The 16,853-nt window shown below is 48.0% G+C and carries 14 protein-coding genes and 1 tRNA gene; 12 read left to right on the plus strand and 3 right to left on the minus strand.

Annotated elements, in window-relative coordinates; genetic code table 11:
• Positions 1-10 precede the first annotated feature (10 nt).
• From GT409_RS12115 to GT409_RS12155, 9 genes are all read left to right on the plus strand, one after another.
• Positions 11-1,486, plus strand: a complete 1,476-nt coding sequence (locus GT409_RS12115; protein ID WP_160629337.1) for a sulfatase — start codon at positions 11-13, stop codon at positions 1,484-1,486.
• Positions 1,487-1,516: 30 nt separating this feature from the next.
• Positions 1,517-3,091, plus strand: coding sequence for a sodium:solute symporter family transporter (locus tag GT409_RS12120; protein ID WP_160629338.1), 1,575 nt, complete (start codon positions 1,517-1,519; stop codon positions 3,089-3,091).
• A 210-nt stretch (positions 3,092-3,301) separates the two neighbouring features.
• Entirely contained in the window at positions 3,302-5,092 is a 1,791-nt protein-coding gene (locus tag GT409_RS12125; protein ID WP_160629339.1) for a hypothetical protein, read from the plus strand.
• A 96-nt stretch (positions 5,093-5,188) separates the two neighbouring features.
• Positions 5,189-6,529, plus strand: a complete 1,341-nt coding sequence (locus GT409_RS12130; protein ID WP_160629340.1) for a glycosyl hydrolase family 28-related protein — start codon at positions 5,189-5,191, stop codon at positions 6,527-6,529.
• 198 nt (positions 6,530-6,727) lie between these two features.
• Positions 6,728-8,125, plus strand: coding sequence for a glycosyl hydrolase family 28-related protein (locus GT409_RS12135; RefSeq protein WP_160629341.1), 1,398 nt, complete (start codon positions 6,728-6,730; stop codon positions 8,123-8,125).
• A 276-nt stretch (positions 8,126-8,401) separates the two neighbouring features.
• On the plus strand, positions 8,402-8,893 hold the full coding sequence (locus tag GT409_RS12140; protein WP_160629342.1) for a hypothetical protein: 492 nt from the start codon (positions 8,402-8,404) through the stop codon (positions 8,891-8,893).
• A gap of 176 nt (positions 8,894-9,069) precedes the next feature.
• On the plus strand, positions 9,070-10,287 hold the full coding sequence (locus GT409_RS12145) for an IS256 family transposase (RefSeq protein ID WP_160625940.1): 1,218 nt from the start codon (positions 9,070-9,072) through the stop codon (positions 10,285-10,287).
• A gap of 165 nt (positions 10,288-10,452) precedes the next feature.
• Positions 10,453-10,758 (plus strand): helix-turn-helix transcriptional regulator, encoded by a 306-nt coding sequence (locus GT409_RS12150; protein WP_160629343.1) that lies wholly within the window; start codon positions 10,453-10,455, stop codon positions 10,756-10,758.
• Positions 10,759-11,056: 298 nt separating this feature from the next.
• Positions 11,057-12,250: an ISL3 family transposase gene (locus GT409_RS12155; protein ID WP_408647963.1), complete on the plus strand. Its 1,194-nt coding sequence runs from the start codon at positions 11,057-11,059 to the stop codon at positions 12,248-12,250.
• 45 nt (positions 12,251-12,295) lie between these two features.
• Here the strand turns inward: GT409_RS12155 and GT409_RS12160 are convergent.
• Positions 12,296-12,372: transfer RNA gene (locus tag GT409_RS12160), tRNA-Met, on the minus strand.
• A 68-nt stretch (positions 12,373-12,440) separates the two neighbouring features.
• Between GT409_RS12160 and GT409_RS12165 the strand changes: the two genes are divergently transcribed.
• Positions 12,441-13,202 (plus strand): 16S rRNA (uracil(1498)-N(3))-methyltransferase, encoded by a 762-nt coding sequence (locus tag GT409_RS12165; protein ID WP_160629344.1) that lies wholly within the window; start codon positions 12,441-12,443, stop codon positions 13,200-13,202.
• Between the two features lie 9 nt (positions 13,203-13,211).
• Positions 13,212-13,676 (plus strand): phosphatidylglycerophosphatase A family protein, encoded by a 465-nt coding sequence (locus tag GT409_RS12170; RefSeq protein WP_160629345.1) that lies wholly within the window; start codon positions 13,212-13,214, stop codon positions 13,674-13,676.
• On the opposite strand, the gene GT409_RS12175 is transcribed toward GT409_RS12170, so the two are convergent.
• Both GT409_RS12175 and GT409_RS12180 read right to left on the minus strand, forming a co-directional pair.
• Positions 13,657-14,712 (minus strand): alkaline phosphatase, encoded by a 1,056-nt coding sequence (locus GT409_RS12175; protein ID WP_160629346.1) that lies wholly within the window; start codon positions 14,710-14,712, stop codon positions 13,657-13,659. The two genes, GT409_RS12170 and GT409_RS12175, sit on opposite strands and share 20 nt — an antisense overlap.
• Before the next feature lie 71 nt (positions 14,713-14,783).
• Positions 14,784-15,263 (minus strand): hypothetical protein, encoded by a 480-nt coding sequence (locus tag GT409_RS12180; RefSeq protein WP_160629347.1) that lies wholly within the window; start codon positions 15,261-15,263, stop codon positions 14,784-14,786.
• Positions 15,264-15,406: 143 nt separating this feature from the next.
• On the opposite strand from GT409_RS12180, the gene mnmE reads away from it, so the two are divergent.
• Positions 15,407-16,771, plus strand: a complete 1,365-nt coding sequence (gene mnmE / locus GT409_RS12185; protein ID WP_160629348.1) for a tRNA uridine-5-carboxymethylaminomethyl(34) synthesis GTPase MnmE — start codon at positions 15,407-15,409, stop codon at positions 16,769-16,771.
• Positions 16,772-16,853 lie beyond the last annotated feature (82 nt).

Consider the following 16,853-nt stretch of genomic DNA (forward strand, 5'->3'; position numbering starts at 1 on the left):
ATGGCATGCGATGAAAAAAAAGAATGTTCTATTTATTATTTCACACGACATTAGCAACCGATTCGGTTGCTTGGGCGATGCTCATGCTGTGACGCCGAGCATTGACCGGTTGGCGGAGCATAACAGTTTGGTGTTTGAAAAACATTATTGTCATTGGCCGTTGTGCGGACCGTCGCGCGCCAACCTGTTCAGTGGCTGCCGACCGATGACGACAGAGCGTTTCAGCAATGCAGAATTTTGGGAAACCTTTCATGAAAAAATGGGGCCGGACTATGCCACCATGCCGCAGCATTTTAAAAACAACGGTTATTTCACCCGCTCGTTCTGGCAGGTATTTCACGACACGGAAACGGATCCTGAGTCATGGAGTGTTCCACAGTGGTTTCCGCCAATGCCGAAGAACTGTGATCCCGAAATCCCGCCGGCTGATTGGAATGACCAGCGACACTGGGTTGCCCCGGAATCACAAAAACTGATCATGGAGCGGATTGCCACCCTGAAAAAAGAAGGGAAGAAACTCGAGGGTGAATTGCGGCGGTTCCGTGGCCCTGGGGTGGAATGTGCTGATGTGGATGATTCGGCGTATCCAGACGGAAAAACCACTGATGAGGCTGTAAGGGCAATTGAAGAATATGACAGGGCCCAGCCATTCTTTATGGCGGTTGGTTATGAAATTGGTCACACGCCATGGTGTGCACCGAAAAAATATTGGGACCTTTACAACCGGGAAAAACTGACGATTCCCGGTGCCGCCGACCAGCCCCCCGGAACTCCGACATGGGGAATGGGGGATAAGGAGCCGGCACAGTATTATTGGCAACATTCTTATGATCAAGTTTGGCATCCAACCTATGAGCAGGAAAAAGAAATGATGCATGGTCATTATGCCTGTATTAGTTTTTATGATGCACAGGTGGGGCGGCTGGTCGATGCCATTGAAAAGAAAGGGCTTCGCGATGACACAATTATTGTGGTAACGACCGATCATGGCTTTACTATTGGAGAACACGGATACTGGGGCAAACATAATATGTGGGAGCCATCTTTCCACATTCCATTGGTTATTAGTGTGCCGGGATACGGGTCGGAACAGAAAACGACCCGGCAGTTAACCGAACATGTAGATCTGTATCCAACGCTCTGCGATCTATGTTATCTGGACAAACCGGATTATCTGGAAGGAGACAGTCTGGTTCCGTTGATGGAGGTGCCTTCAAGAGCTTGGAAAAAGGCGGTGTTTTCCCACCGCATGCCGCAGTTCCATGATCTGAGCCCGGATTATAAACATGGCCGAACCGTGAGGACGGATCGGTATCGTTATACGCTTTATGAAGGTGTCGACGAGGAAACTGTTTATGAGGAGCTGTTTGATTATGATCATGATCCGGGCGAGACAACTAATCTTGCACAGTGCTCCGAGCATGCCCGTATAAAAATGGAAATGAAACAGCTTCTGCAGGATGGATGGGAAGCCTGCCGGGTATAAGTCCGGTCTCTATCAGTTAGGGAACATCGTATGAGTATAAGCGTTATTGATATTGCCGTTTTAGTTGGCTACTTCCTGCTGACGATTGGGATTGGGCTCTATTTTTCGAGGAAGAATACCAACACGGAAGAATACTTTCTTGGTGGACGGTCGTTTCCTGGCTGGGCGCTGGGTTTGAGTTTGGTTGGGACTTGTATGAGTTCGATCACATTCCTGTCTCATCCGGCAGATAGCTTCAAAACAACGTTGATACGGATGACAATCACATTGACATTTCCACTCATTTCGATGTTCGGAATGTTTGTTCTGCTTCCATTTTTTCGACGCGGAACCATTTCATCGGCGTACGAATATCTTGCCCAGCGTTTTGGTCGGTCCGTTTCGTGTTATGCCGCCTCGATATTTTTTATTATTCAGATTCTTCGTGTGAGTACAATCCTGTACCTGATCTCTTTGCTGATTCATACGGTAACGGGCTTGAGTTTTTTTTCCTGTCTTCTGATGGCTGGCGGCATTACTGCGCTTTACACGGTAAGCGGCGGATTTGATGCGGTAATCTGGACCGATGTGTTGCAAACGATTACTTTGATTTTCGGATCATTCGTTATGATTGGTTTGATGATTTATAAAACCGACGGAGGCATTATTGCACTCATTCAGACGGCTTTTGAAAACGGAAAACTGTCAATGACACAGGATCTGAACGTAGTAACTGGGCAGATTGAACCAATAGCGAATGGTTTTTCGTTGACGGAGAAGACTTTTGTGATGCTGCTGATTGTAGGAGTTGTGCAGTATTTAAGCACTCAGTTTGACCAGACCAGTATTCAGCGCTGGTGTTCGGCGAAATCTCCGAAAGAGGCGCGCAAGGCCATTATGGTGCTGGCGTTCAGTGCCGTACCGATCTGGGCGAGCTTTATGCTGACCGGAACTATATTGTGGGCGTTTTTTCGCTTTCATCCTGATCCAGTGGTAACAGAAATGCTTACCGGGGTGCGTAAGGGAGAAGAGATAGTTCCATATTTTGTAGTCAATTATATGCCGGTCGGCTTGACCGGGCTTGTGATTGCTGGTGCGCTGGCCGCAGCCATGTCATCTCTCAGTTCCAGTATTAACGCAGCCAGTATGGTTTGGGTGAGGGACATCTATAAGCCTTATCTAATAAAGGGAAAAACAGATCGTCATTATTTACGTATTGGATTCTTGGCTTCCGGCGCGGTCTCTCTGATGATGCTGTGTGGAGCTTGGCTTTTCTACACTACCGATACTAAAACCTTGAATGATCTGGGAGTTACAATTACTAGTGTTTGCGGTGGCGGCATGGTAGGAATTTTCCTTGTAGGTGTGTTTACGCGTTGTGGAGACCAGCGTTCTGTTTGGATAGCATTGGCAGTGAACGCGTTGGTAACAGCCTATGTTCTTTTGGATAATCGAGGAATAGTTCCGGCCCGTTTCTCACTGTCTCTCGACCTTTATTTTACAGCACTGATTGGAAACACACTGACTGTTATCTCAGCATTGCTGGCAAGTATCTTTTTTAAATCTCGAGTTAAAGATTTTACGAACTTGACCGTGTGGGATCAGGAAAAATCACCTTTGGTATAAAAATGCGTATTATTGGTGCATTGGTCTGTTAGTTATTTTGGGCAAGCCAGTTTGCTTGGCCTAAATTAAAGGCAACGTTCTGAATTACAGAATTATCGCAGTAAAATAATAAAATAAAATTGACATATAGATATATTTACAAAAAAATATTTTCACAAAAAAAGAACACACGTGTGTTCATCAGTTGTGGCCCTGAAAAGTAAGGAGTAAATGATGAAACGATGGATAATAGGTGGGTTGATTGCCATGGTAATGGGGACAGCCAATGCAGTGTTGCTTGTACACGAAGACTTCGAGGGAATGGCAATGGGGGGAAACCCGGGATCTGCTTCGGAGTTTGGGGTTGGTATCTCCGGGTGGGGTAATTCACTGGGAAGTTATGGTGACTCGTGGGTGACCAATTCATTGGTATTTGGATCGTATGCGGTTGGAAGCAACGCTCTGTATATTACTAAAAATAGTACTGGTGGTGCTTTGTCATTTGATACTGCAACGACAGGAATCAGCACTGGAGCAATGTATATCAGTATGTTGTTCAAAGGGACTTCATCTGATCTTGCGGCTGCGAGTTTTTTTCAAGTGAGAAATAGTGACAATAACTTCCGCGTTTCACCATTGGCTGCTGGCACTGCCGATACAGGAATCGGGGTGGCTTACGGAGGAACCACATATTATGAAGATAACGGTAATACGTTGATGAATAATGATCTGTATATGGTGATTGCAAAATTCGATGGGTTGGGGGCGGCTGGTGGAACTTCTACAATCTGGGCAATTGATGACGAGACGTTTAACGCGATTGTATCTGGAGGAATTTCTGAGGCCGAGCTAAGTGCAAATGCATATCTGCACGCTTCGGGCGTTGATACGGAAACGCTTGTTTTGAACTCAACCGTAACATTTAATCTTTTTGCAGGGGGGGAAGCTCAATATAGAATTGATGAAATAAAAATTGGAACCTCGTTGGAGGATGTTGTCGGAGTTGAGTTGACCGGAGGATTTCTTTTAGTTCATGAAGATTTTGAAGATATGGTTATTGGGGATAACCCGGGAACGGTTTCTTCTTCTGCATGCGGCGCCGGGATTGTTGATTGGGGAAATTCTTTGGGTTCCAACGGTGATGCATGGATTACGAATTCTCTTGTCTTCAACACTTATTTGACCGGCAATAATGCCCTGTATGTAACAGATTATAGTGGAGGGTCCTTAACGTTTACAACTCTTACTGAAGGGGTTACGAATGGCCCAATGTTTGTCAGTATGGTTTTTAGCGGAACGGCTAACGATTTAACGGCCGCAAGCTTTATGCAAATGCGTAGAATTACAGGATCACTTGATTTTCGAGTTTGTCCACTTGCTTCAGGAACCTCGGATTTTGGGTTGGGGGTTGCTTACGCAAGTTCAGCCTACAAAGAAGATAACAGCGATACATTAATGAATAATGGAACCTACATGGTTATTGCCAAATTTGATGGCTTGGGTTCAACTGCTGGAAATGCTTCAGTTTGGGCTATTGACACAAACATTTTTTATAATATCAAAAGTGGAGGGATTACAGAAGCTGAACTGGATGCGCATGCTTACCTTCGGGCTTCTGGAACAGATTCAACCTTCTTGACTCTTGGCGAGAATGACCAGTTTATGTTGGCTTTTGGCGGTGAAGCTCAGTATACAATTGATGAAATCAAAATTGGGACTTCGCTGGAATCGGTAACGGTTCCGTTAACCACAACGGGGCCGGTTTTTTCATCCATCGTCAGTTTGGACTCAGTTAGTAATGTTGTGAGAATGATTTTTTACGCATCTTCCCCATCAGATACTTATCCTTTGGTTTCTACAAACCTGACGACTGGCAAGTGGGAAACTGTAGCGCATTCGGATGATGGCGTGAATGCGTTTATTATAACTAATCTTTCTTACTCCTCTCTGTCTGGCTCAAACCGGGTTATTTTCTTGCAAGCTGATGCAGAAACAAAATTTTTCGGTATTGGCGGAGAGTGATAACTTGGTATCTCTAGTCGAGATGTTGATATCAGTATATAAATTTGTGAAAGAAGATGATATTTTGGAATATCTAATAGTTAGATGGGGTATTGTATGAAAATTTTAGATTCAAAAAAATTGTTTTGTTTTGTTCTGCTTGCTTTTTTTTCTGTAAATTCATCCGCCTTTGTGAGCGTTAAAGATTATGGGGCGGTTGGTGATGGAGTAACTGATGATACGGTTGCGATACAGTCGGCGTTAACCAATGCTCTAGAAATTTATTTTCCGGCTGGTGTATATGTGCTCAGTGATGGCTTGGATCTGCCTCCATCTGTAATTTTGAAAGGAGATGGTGCTCCAAATTTAGCTCCATTTCCGCTTGTCGGAGATGATAAAGTGTATTTGAGTCCAGGGCAGGTTTCGCGGTTGCCGGGTACAACTCTTTTGTTTAAAGGGACTGGTTCAAAAAGTATAACGACTTCGCGGTCGGATATATTTAGCTCTATGCATTATTCCGTAAAAACTACTGAGGCGTATCCATATTCCATTTCAGATCTTGCCATAGTACAAGATGTGAATGTGTATGACGGCGGAGCACTAACCACTCCGGCGAATGACAACTGTTCTGACTTTGATGTGGGGCTTCTGGTACACGACTCTGCTGTGGGAACTGTTCGCAATGTAACCATTTTTGGCTATTTTGATAAAGCGGGACTTTGTGTTATTTCAGACGGAATAGGAAGTAATCCGGATTATAATACATTTTGGAATTGTTCATTTATGGGGAATTATGGAGTAACCTTGCTTGGATCTGATAATACTGGTGGTGCTGGACTTTCTGGTACTCAGTTTTATGGATGCGATATTTTTGCAAATGACTATCATTCGCGCGGCGATGCTTCCTGGGGGACTGCAGCTTTGTATATCGATGGCGGTATCAGTTCAACATCGTCAATTAATGGGCATTATTTTTTTGGAGGTTGTATTCGAACTTATCGAGATCGGGCGGTTCGATTGGAGCATGCATCTAATGTAACATTCCAGGGCGTCATATTTGAATTGTCGCCGTGGACTCGCGGTGGTGCATATGCATCTTATGCTGATGAGGAAGGGTGGATTCAAGGAACGGCGGACACTAGGGATGTTTCCTTAATAAGTTGTCGACATCGCGATCTTAAACTTCAAGAGTTGAGTGAATCGATGACCGACGGAAGGTTGTTTGTTGTTAATGATAGCATGGGAGCTATTTCGACATATGCGGACGGGAAATCTGTACGGCTTAATGCACTTCCTGGTTATGATCCGACTGTACAGTTTACGGATGACGCTACCTCAAGAGTCAGTGGGTGGGTTGTTCGAATGGATGTTTCGGCAGAAAACTGTTTGGAATTCCGCTATGGAAACAGTGCCAAGCTGAGAATTACAACGAATGCTACACCTGTAATAATTGACTGAAGTAGTCGAAAAATACGGAGTGCCTTTTAGCGAGATTGGCGCAAAATCCCCGCGGCTTATCGCGGGGATGAATGCGTCCCTCATCAGGGGGTAAATGGGGATATGCTCCTTGACGGGAAATTTCCGTCTGCCGCTTGTGGCGTGAGAGGGCCGACGGAAATGTTCCGTGGCTTGCCGCGGAAATCGTTGGATGAAAGGATGTTTTTACTAGAGATGGTGCTTTTTCAGAATTTCCTTGAAAAATTTAAAATGAAGCAATTTGTATTTATAGGGGTATTCCTGTTAAGCGTGGCCTGCTTTGGAACGCTGACTTTTAGCATGGTTGGCGTTCCGCCAGGGTATGTGAATGTTAAGGAATATGGAGCCGTAGGCGATGGGGTAACGGATGATACTGTTGCGATTCGTTCCGCACTTCAGGTTTGTAAAAAAGTTTATTTCCCTGCTGGTGTGTATGTTTTGACAAATGGATTTGAACTGTCTCAATCCATCATAATTATGGGAGCTGGTACGCCGGCTCTTGCTCCGTTTCCCTTGAGAGACGATGATAAGCGTTTTTTACGATCAGGGTCTGTTCCTAACCTGCCGGGAACTGTTCTTCTTTTTAGAGGAACAGGGCAGGCAGTCCTGCATACAGTTCGCCAAGATACTTTCAGTTCGATGCGGTATGCTCTAAAAACACACCCCAACTCGCCTTTTTTTATTTCAGATCTAGCTATTGTTTTGGATGTTCAGGTATTTAATGAAGAAGGCCTGCTGACGACTCCGGAGGATGATCAATCGGCCGATTACGATGTGGGACTTTTGATAGATAATTCTTCAGCAGGTACGGTCCAAAATGTTGCAGTTTTCGGATATTGGAATAAAGCAGGGCTTTGTGTTGTGTCGCGCGGGGATACTATCATTCCTGATTGTAATACATTCTGGAATTGCTCTTTTATGGGAGATCGTGGTGTGGCATTAGTTGGTTCTGGTAGCGTTCTTGGGCCGAAACTTTCCAGTACACGATTTTATGGATGCGATATCTTTGCTGGCGACCATCATAAGCGGGGAACTGCTTGGGGAACGACTGCGCTTTATATCGATGGCATAGCTGAAACCAGTTCGGTGATCAGTGGACACTCTTTTTATGGAGGTTGTGTGCGCACTTATTTGAACCAGGCTGTTAAATTGGATCACGTGTCTCATGTAGCGTTTTTTGGAACTGTTTTTGAGTTGCCACCATGGAATTCCGGAGGTGTCGAGTTGGTACGAGTTAATGACTCGGGGTGTGTTGTCGGGACTGCTGATACGAAAGATATATCATTTGTTTCTTGTCGCCATCGTGGACTTGGGTTCTCAAAATTAGCTCAGGTGATGACGAATGGGAATATGTTTGTTGTGAATGATAATCATCACACGGTGGCATGTTATGGTGATGGCAAAGCAGTTCGGATCATGGCCATTCCTGGTCTTGACCCAGTACTCCAGTTAACAGACGATACTGAATCGAGTAATAGTGGATGGACCATTCGCATGGATGTTTCAGAGAGAAATATTCTTAATGTTCGATATAATAATGCATCCAAATATTCAATTCTAACGGGAGAATTGGATTGATTTCTCTACAGAATTGTACTCAGGCTTAATGCATTGCAATTTGCAGTGAAACTATAATTTATAATTTTCACAAAAATCTTCAGGTAATTGTTTGGAATATTTAAAAGATTTACATCAAGGCTACATGGCGAGCTCTTGCTCTTTGGTTGTTCGTGAATATTTTTAAAATATTATCTTGTTATATGGTGTGATTTTTTTACTTAATTTATATTGTTATTCTGGACATCTTATTTAAATATTTTTTTGTGATTGTGCCGTTTCTTGCTCCCAGAATATATGGGTTTATTTTTACAAGCAGTGTCTTTTCCCCCGTGTCAGGTTTCGGTGTTTCGCTGGGTTTTGTTTTGTGAGGGGAAACGGGTGCCTTTAACAAAAAAGGTTGAATCTCTTGAAGCAATTGCTCAGCACAACCGGGATCTCCTGAAAAGGCTTTTGGCATTGTTTGAGCGTTCGCTGTGCCAAAAGGATATTAGTCACAAGGAGATGCTGGGAACAATCAACAAACGTTTCGATCAGATTGAAAAATCAATTGTTCCCAATGCGGTCCGTGGTGCCGGAACGCTTTCTTCTGCTTCTATCGGTGGAAAGACGCGTTCGGCTAAATACGAACCCTGCTATGAAGAGGCCCGTGAATTCATTCGCGAGTATCATGAAAAACATCCCTCAGTCAGCTTTACCCAGGCCCGAAAGCGGGCCGCACATCATCTGGCTTTGTCTCTTGGCACCTTGAGAAGCCACATAAAAAAAGAAGATTTTGCTGATTGGTAAAAAAAGTGGGCGACGTGCCCGCCACGTCGCCCATTTTTTTCTGATAAGACCTGTTCCGTACTTAACGCGGGGCAGGTTTTTTTGCTCGATAGCGTATTAAATCTTTCGCACATTTGAATTGGGGTTCTCCCGGCTGGTAAAACCAGCCGTGTGTCAGCAAACACAAGGAGAACCAAATGGATAGAGACCAAAAGACGACGGAAGATACCACGAAAAAGATCATCGAAATTGACGACTCGGCTGTGCGGGGACATCTGCAGGAGCTGGTGAGAGGCTCCGTTGAGGAGACGCTCAACGGCCTGCTGGATGCCGAAGCGGATACCCTGTGCGGAGCAAAACGCTATGAGCGAAGCCCGGATCGGGTGGATTCTCGTGCGGGCCATTACGAGCGTGGACTGGAGACACAAGCCGGCAGTGTGAAGCTCAAAGTACCCAAGCTTCGCAGCATTCCCTTTGAGACACAGATCATTGAACGCTATCGTCGTCGTGAAAGCTCCGTCGAAGAAGCGTTGATGGAGATGTATCTGGCCGGGGTGTCGGTTCGCCGTGTTGAAGATATTACGCAGGCACTGTGGGGCACGCGAGTCAGCCCGGGAACGGTCAGTAACCTGAACCAAAAAGTTTATGAACGCATCGAGAAGTGGCGGACACGCCCGATTGATGGCGAGTATCCGTACGTCTATCTCGACGGGATCTGCCTGAAGCGCAGCTGGGGCGGCGAAGTGAAGAACGTATCGGTTCTGGTCGCTATTGGAGTCAATGCGGAAGGCTATCGAGAGATTCTTGGTGCCGCCGAAGGCGAGAAGGAAGACAAGGCCGGATGGCAAGCATTCTTGCGCGATCTGAAGGAGCGGGGGCTCAAAGGGGTTCGCTTGATCGTCAGCGATAAATGCCTTGGGTTGGTGGAATCGGTCGCCGAGGTTTATCCATCCGCCGACTGGCAACGTTGCGTGGTTCACTGGTACCGCAACATCTTCCAGAATGTACCGCGCCAGAAAGTCAAAGCAGTCGCTGCCATGCTCAAAGCAATTCATGCCCAGGAAGACCGCGAAGCGGCCTTGGAAAAGGCTCAGGCAGTCGTAGAAAAGCTAAAAGGCATGAAGCTGAACAAAGCGGCCGATCACGTGCAACGAACCGTAGACGAAACACTGAGCTATATGAGCTATCCCGAGGAGCATTGGCGGCGCATCCGCACCAACAATCCGTTGGAGCGGATTATGCGCGAGATCCGGCGACGTACCCGCGTAGTCGGCAGCTTTCCTGACGGACAGTCCGCGCTGATGCTGGTCGCAGCTCGTCTACGCCACATCGCAGGCACCAAATGGGGGACGCGCCGCTACCTGAACATGACCCGACTCTACGAACTGGAACAACTCAAGAAGAATGCCGCATAGGCGGCCTCGGGCTTCGACCCAACTCCGACGAGTTATATGACCCATTCTCGTTGGCCCGAAGCCCAGAGGCCGCCCCGAACAACAGAATTTATGGAGAACTCCAAAACGAAAGTGCGAAAGATTCTGGACACTACCTTTTGCTCCGAAAACCAAAGGAGCAGAACAATGAATGAATCCGTAACCAACGAGCAGGTTATTCAGGCGGTCTTCACCGCCACCGACGAAGCCAAAGAACACGCCTTAGAAATCCTTGAAGGTAGGGCAGGTTCGCCGAACCTGCCGCAAGACAATGATCCACTCCTGCTCCGCATGGGCGAAGCAGCAGAAATGTTGAACGTGAGCCGTGCCACGCTCTGGCGCACCATCAAAGCCGGCAGTCTGGAAAAAGTGGAACTTTATCCCGGCTCATTCCGCCTTCGTCGCTCCGACATCATCGCTTTGGTCAATAATCGCACAGCAGGAACACGATGATGTTTTCCCGTAAAGTAGGACAGTGCTTCCAGCCTGTCTTCCCCGCAGAGTTTTTTGTAGACGCGACCTTCGCGGGCGTTACAGCCCGGGCGTCGCGCTCCCCTTTGCGCTCTATGCGTTCTCTCGCGGCTAATCCAATCCGTGTCCATCCGTCTTCATCCGCGGTTGATCTTCTTTTTGTGCCTTTTTGTGGCCAATCAATTTCCGTGTCTTCGGTGTGTTCCGTGGTTCAGCCTTTCGGGCTCTTCCTCAAGGGCGGGGGCAAGGGCGATCCCTGACTGCTAAGGTAGCAGTTGGAATAAAAAGGAGATCGCTATGCCCCCAAGAGAAGATAGACCTGGTCGGCCCCGGCATCAAGGTTCATTCCGTAGTCCGCCACGGTGGCGTGATGATTCATGCCGAGTACGTTGGCCCGGTGGCCTGTCCGCAATGCAGTTCAGAGCAGCTGCGCACTAAGGATCGATTTGTACGGAAGCTGCGTCATGAAAGCATTGGAACGAAAAACACCTGGCTGTACTTGACGCTGCGTAAATATCGCTGCGAAGACTGCAGACGCTATTTTAGGGCCCGAGTGCCCGGCCTGCTGCCGTACCGGCGCAGTACCGAGATGTTCCGACAGGAGATCTTTATGGATCACCGTGACGGCATCAGCCAGCAACAGCTGCACCGCACCCGGCGGATCGGATCCGCTACTGTCGAGCGGTGGTTTCATGACCATCTGGAGCTTAAAGAGAAGATGTTTTCCAGCCGGTTGTGCCCGACGGTTCTGGGTATTGATGAACACTTCTTCACCAAGAAGCAGGGATACGCAACGACCTTCTGTGACCTGCAGAAGCATCGGATATTCGAGGTAGCCAAGGGACGATCGGAGCACTCCCTGCATAGCGCTCTGATGCGAATGAAAGGCCGAGAGCGCGTTCAGGTGGTCTGTATCGACCTTTCATCAAGCTATCGCAGCTTGGCTCGGAAGTATTTCCCGAATGCATTGATCGTCAGCGATCGGTTCCATGTGGTGCGAACCGTCATCCGCCATTTCCTCGACACATGGAAGCTACTTGACCCTGTAGGGCGTAAAAACCGTGGGCTGCTATCGCTGATGCGCCGAAAAGGCGAAAACCTGCGCCCGGAGCAGCAAGCCCGTCTGGAGCGATATTTTGAGCAGAACCCAGCGATTGGTATGGTGTACAAGGCCAAAGAGGAGCTATGCGAACTGCTCAACCAGAAGCATCGAACACAAAAGGACTGCCGGCCGCTAATCTCACGCCTGCTGTACTGGATCGATCAGCTGCGCAACAGTCCATTCGAGCCGTTGCGCACGCTGGGGGCCACATTGAGTTCCTGGCGCGATGAGATCGCCCGGATGTGGAGGTTCACCCGCAACAACGGCATTACAGAAGGCTTCCATACCAAGATGGAGCTGATTCAAAGGAGAGCCTACGGCTTTAGGAATTTCAGCAATTACAGATTGAGAGTAATTGTGATGTGTGGTTAATAAAAATTCGCCCTTGCCCCCGTCTTTGGGGAAGAGCCGAAAGGGTGGTAGCGGAGGAGGGAATCGAACCCCCGACACGAGGATTATGATTCCCCTGCTCTAACCAACTGAGCTACTCCGCCGTAGGAAAGTGGGGAAGATAGAAAAACCGGTTCGGGAAGACAAGCGGAATGTGGTAAGAATTTTTTTCATGAACCTGATTCTTGTTTTTTCTGAAGAAATGGATGCGGATGGACGGGTGCGTTTGATGGATGAGCGTGCTCTCCATATCCGTAAAGTGTTGCGTGGAACGGTGGGGCAGAAACTTCGGATTGGCCTGTTAAATGGTCCGTTAGGAACAGGAACTGTCGAAGAGGTTTCACAGGAAGCAGTTTCTTTATCCTGTGTCTGGGAGGAGCGTATCCCGGAACGGCCCGGTGTTGATTTGCTGTTGGCGATGCCGCGACCGAAAGTGCTGAAACGGCTTTGGGCCCAGTTCGCGGCGCTGGGGGTGGGGCGCATTGTTCTTGCGAATGCAGAGAAAGTGGAGCGGTTCTATTTTGACACACACATTATCAGGCCGGAATTTTATAAAGCTCGTCTGATCGAGGGCCTTCAACAGGCTCGCGATACTTTTTTGCCGGAGGTGAGTGTGGTAAAACAGCTGAAGCCTTTGATTGAAGATGATCTGAATTCTGTTTTTCCAAAGGTCGGAAAACGAATGGTTGCTGATCCGTCCGGGACACAGAACATTTTCCAATGTTTGGAAAGCGGCGGCGAAAAAGTTCCAGACAGTGGCAAACGAGTGCTTTTAGCGGTCGGCCCCGAAGGGGGGTGGACTCCTTATGAGCTGGAGATGTTTCGGTCAAACGGCTTTGAAGTGTTCGGGATGGGGTCGCGGATTTTGCGGACAGATACGGCCTGTGTCGGTTTGTTAAGTCTGCTTGCAGAGGGCCTGCGTAAACCCGTATAAAAGACGCCTATGAATAAATTTATTAAATGGACAGCGGTTGGATTTGGTTTTGGGCTGAGCCCGGTAATGCCCGGGACGGTTGGTACGCTTTGGGGGATTCCGCTTTTTTGGGCAATTGCTGATCTCTCCCTGCCGATACAGATTGTGCTGTGTTTGATCTTCACGCTGCTTGCTGTGCCGCTGTGTGCCAAAGCGGAGTCATTAATTGGGAAAGGAAAAGATCCCGGGTGCATTGTTGCCGACGAGTATCTGACCCTTCCAATCTGTTATCTCGGACTGCCGTTTTCGCTGGGCGTGATTCTTGCCGGATTTGTGTTTCATCGTATTTTTGACATCACCAAGCCGCCGCCGATCAAGCAGTTGCAGCGTATTAAAGGTGGAATCGGTATTGTGATTGATGACTTTCTTGCTGCTCTGATTGCTCTCGTCTGCAATCACGTGTTGTTCCGGATTGTTATTCCGATGTTTGGATAAGTTCGATCATTGTTTTTCCAATATCTGTATTATCCATTATTCCGCTGAAACGGCTGCTGGCAGGGCCTTCGGCAAAGACCGGGACCATCGAGGCAGTGTGCTTTTTATGAATGAAGCCGGTTTGGCTGACAGTTTTTTCTGCCAGTGTTCCATCGATCACAGCAAATCCGCCAGTTTCATGATCGGCAGTGATAATCACCAGCGTGCGGCCGTTTTTTTCAGCGAAGTCGAGCCCAACTCCGACTGCGTCATCAAAATCAATGACTTCACTGATAATGTTGGCAGCATCATTTTTATGTCCCGCCCAGTCGATCTGAGAGCCTTCCACCATCAGAAAAAATCCATCTTCGTCCTGGACCAGGATTTCAATGGCTTTTTGGGTCAGTTCTTTCAGGGAAACTGTCCGCTCCGCGACATGAGGCGGGTGTTCCGGATAGAGCAGGGCTGCGGCCTTTTCCGGGGTTCCGAGAGCGTAGAATTCCTCTGCGGTGGTGGCTAGGGGCATTTTATTTTGTAACTGCGGCAGACAGGATGGGGCATTGGACGGACTGAAATAGGCCAGTCCGCCGCCGAAAAGAACGTCGACATCGCTGTCGGCCAGTTGCCGGGCGATTTCAACGTATTGCTGGCGGCTGGGTACATGTGTTGCAAAGCCGGCGGGCGTGGCATGGGTGACTGCGCAGTTGCAGACGAGCCCGGTTGATTTTTTTTGATCTTCCGCAATTTCCAATACGGTTTTGAGGCGTTGGCCTTCGGGGTTGAGTGAGAGCATTCCGTTGTCTGTTTTGGTGCCGGTTGCCAAAGCAGTTGCCGCAGCGGCGGAATCGGTTGTCAGGTGGTCTGCAGACCAGGTGCTCGCCAGCCCGGCTACGGGGCAGCGCTCCATTTCCAGTGTTCCTTTAGCAATCTTGCCCGCAGTGACCTGCGCGATGCCCATGCCGTCCCCGATGAATAGAATGATGTTTTTAGGTCGGGTTTCTTCGGCATGAAGAAGAAGCCCGGTCAGGCAAAGGGCCGTCAGGATTTTCTTACTCATGCCGTCAGATTACTTTTCGGTGGTGAAGGTCACAAGTTCGAATTCGGTGAAGACGCTGTCAGCAGACCTGGTCAGCTCTTCTGTTGGGATTGAAGAGTGGTCTGGAGGCTTATGACATTTTCAATACTTCTTTCGTCGGGTTTCTGAATCGATCCCAAGGCTTTGATCTGCTCGGTGGTTTCGTCAATAATGTGGTCGTAAAAAAAGAGAATCTTTGGATCAAACCCTTTCGTTTTTTCAGCGGTCAGTTTGAACAGCATCATTTTCTGAAGGAAATTATTCAGGATGTGCTCAACCGCTTTCATCATTTTGCGGTAGATCTTCAGTCGTTCTTTTTCCACCAGAAGGTTTCGCTGCTGTTTGGATACGTCGATCATTGCAAAGATGTAGATGATCGCAATTGGAATGAACAGTTCATCTAATTCATGATGTTCATACTGAGAGAGAAAGACTGCCATTGTTTCAAAAACATCAATATTCAAGCAGGAGATGAAAAACCACAGGACGAACCCCAGGGTGAATCCGGTAATTGTCCATGTATATTTTTTCATAGAAACAGCCTTTTAGTCGCCATTTTTGTGCTTTGTAAGTAAAAATCTAACTTATTGTTTTGGTTTTTATTCGACAAATACAAAGCGTGTTTCATCCTAATTTTTTCGTGTTCAAAGTATGCTTTGTGTTAATTCTTTGTTTTATGAACGAAAACGAAACCATTGCAGCCATTGCAACCCCGCCCGGCGAAGGTGGCGTTGGGATTGTGCGCATCAGCGGCTCCAAGGTTTGGAAAATTGCCGATCAGATTTTCCAAGGTTTGGAAAAGCCCTCGCAAAAAGAGGGCGGCACCTTTATTTTTGGGAAGATTCTCGGCGCAGAAGGCGAAGAAATTGATGAAGGCCTTTGCCTGATTTTTCGCGCTCCCAGAAGCTATACCGGTGATGACACGGTTGAGATCCAGGGGCATGGCGGATCGGTTGTGCTGCGAAAAATCCTGCGTCGTGCTTTGGAAGCCGGAGCCCGGATGGCTGAGCCGGGTGAGTTCACAAAGCGCGCGTTTCTCAACGGCAAGATGGACCTGGTGCAGGCCGAGGCTGTTGCCGACCTGATTCACGCCCGCAGCGACCGCGCTGCGGCTGCCGCGCTTGAACAGCTGGAGGGAAGTTTGAGTGGACGGTTTAATCGGCTGTATGATCAGTGCGTCGATATCGCTGCCGATCTGGAAACGACGCTTGATTTTATTGAGGACGAGCTGCCGGATGAGGTTTTTCCAACCCTTGGAAAAAAACTGGATGGAAGTTTCCAGACCTTGGAAGACCTGCTTTTGACCTGGGACGAAGGTCGGTTGCTGCGCGAGGGTGCGCGGGTTGTCATTATGGGTCGACCGAATGCCGGGAAATCGACGCTGTTTAATGCATTGCTTGGCCATGACCGTGCAATTGTAACCAGTATTGCCGGCACGACTCGAGATGTGATTGAAGAAGGAATTGTGCTGGGAGGGATTCCGTTGAGAATTCTCGATACCGCGGGATTGCGTGAAGCTGAGTGCGAAATTGAGCGCGAGGGAATTCGTCGCGCCCGGGAGCATGCAGGAGCTGCTGATATTGCTGTGTATCTGATTGACTGCTCCAGGCCGTTTTCGGTCGAAGATGCCGAGCATCTTGAGAAATTAAAGCCGGAGCAGACGGTTGTTGTGTTGAATAAAAACGATGTGCGGAGCCCAGCGTTTAATTTTCAGCTTTCAATGTTCCAGCCTTTGGAGGCTTCCCTCGGTCTTGGTGATGGGCTCGACGACATTCGTTCTGCTCTTGCAGCCAGGTTGGGCGGGTTTTCTCATGCGCCGGCGCATGCCGTTATTTCAGAACGACACCGCAACCTGCTGGAGTTGGCGCGGGTGGAACTGGAAAACGCTCGCGGGCAGTTGACGGGGCTGGAAGATGAGGGGGTCGTGCTGGCGGCTGAGCATTTGCGTTCTGCGCTTGAGTTTCTCGGGCAGGTGACCGGTCGCATTTATCATAATGAGTTGCTGGATAATGTGTTTTCCCGGTTTTGCATTGGGAAGTAGATCGTTTTTCAACCCTCTTTAAATCAGGTTCTTACGTGACCGTTGCTTAATCTTTGCCGGTATTTAACTTGTCTAAACACAG

The organism is Tichowtungia aerotolerans (genome assembly GCF_009905215.1).
GTDB lineage: Bacteria > Verrucomicrobiota > Kiritimatiellia > Kiritimatiellales > Tichowtungiaceae > Tichowtungia > Tichowtungia aerotolerans.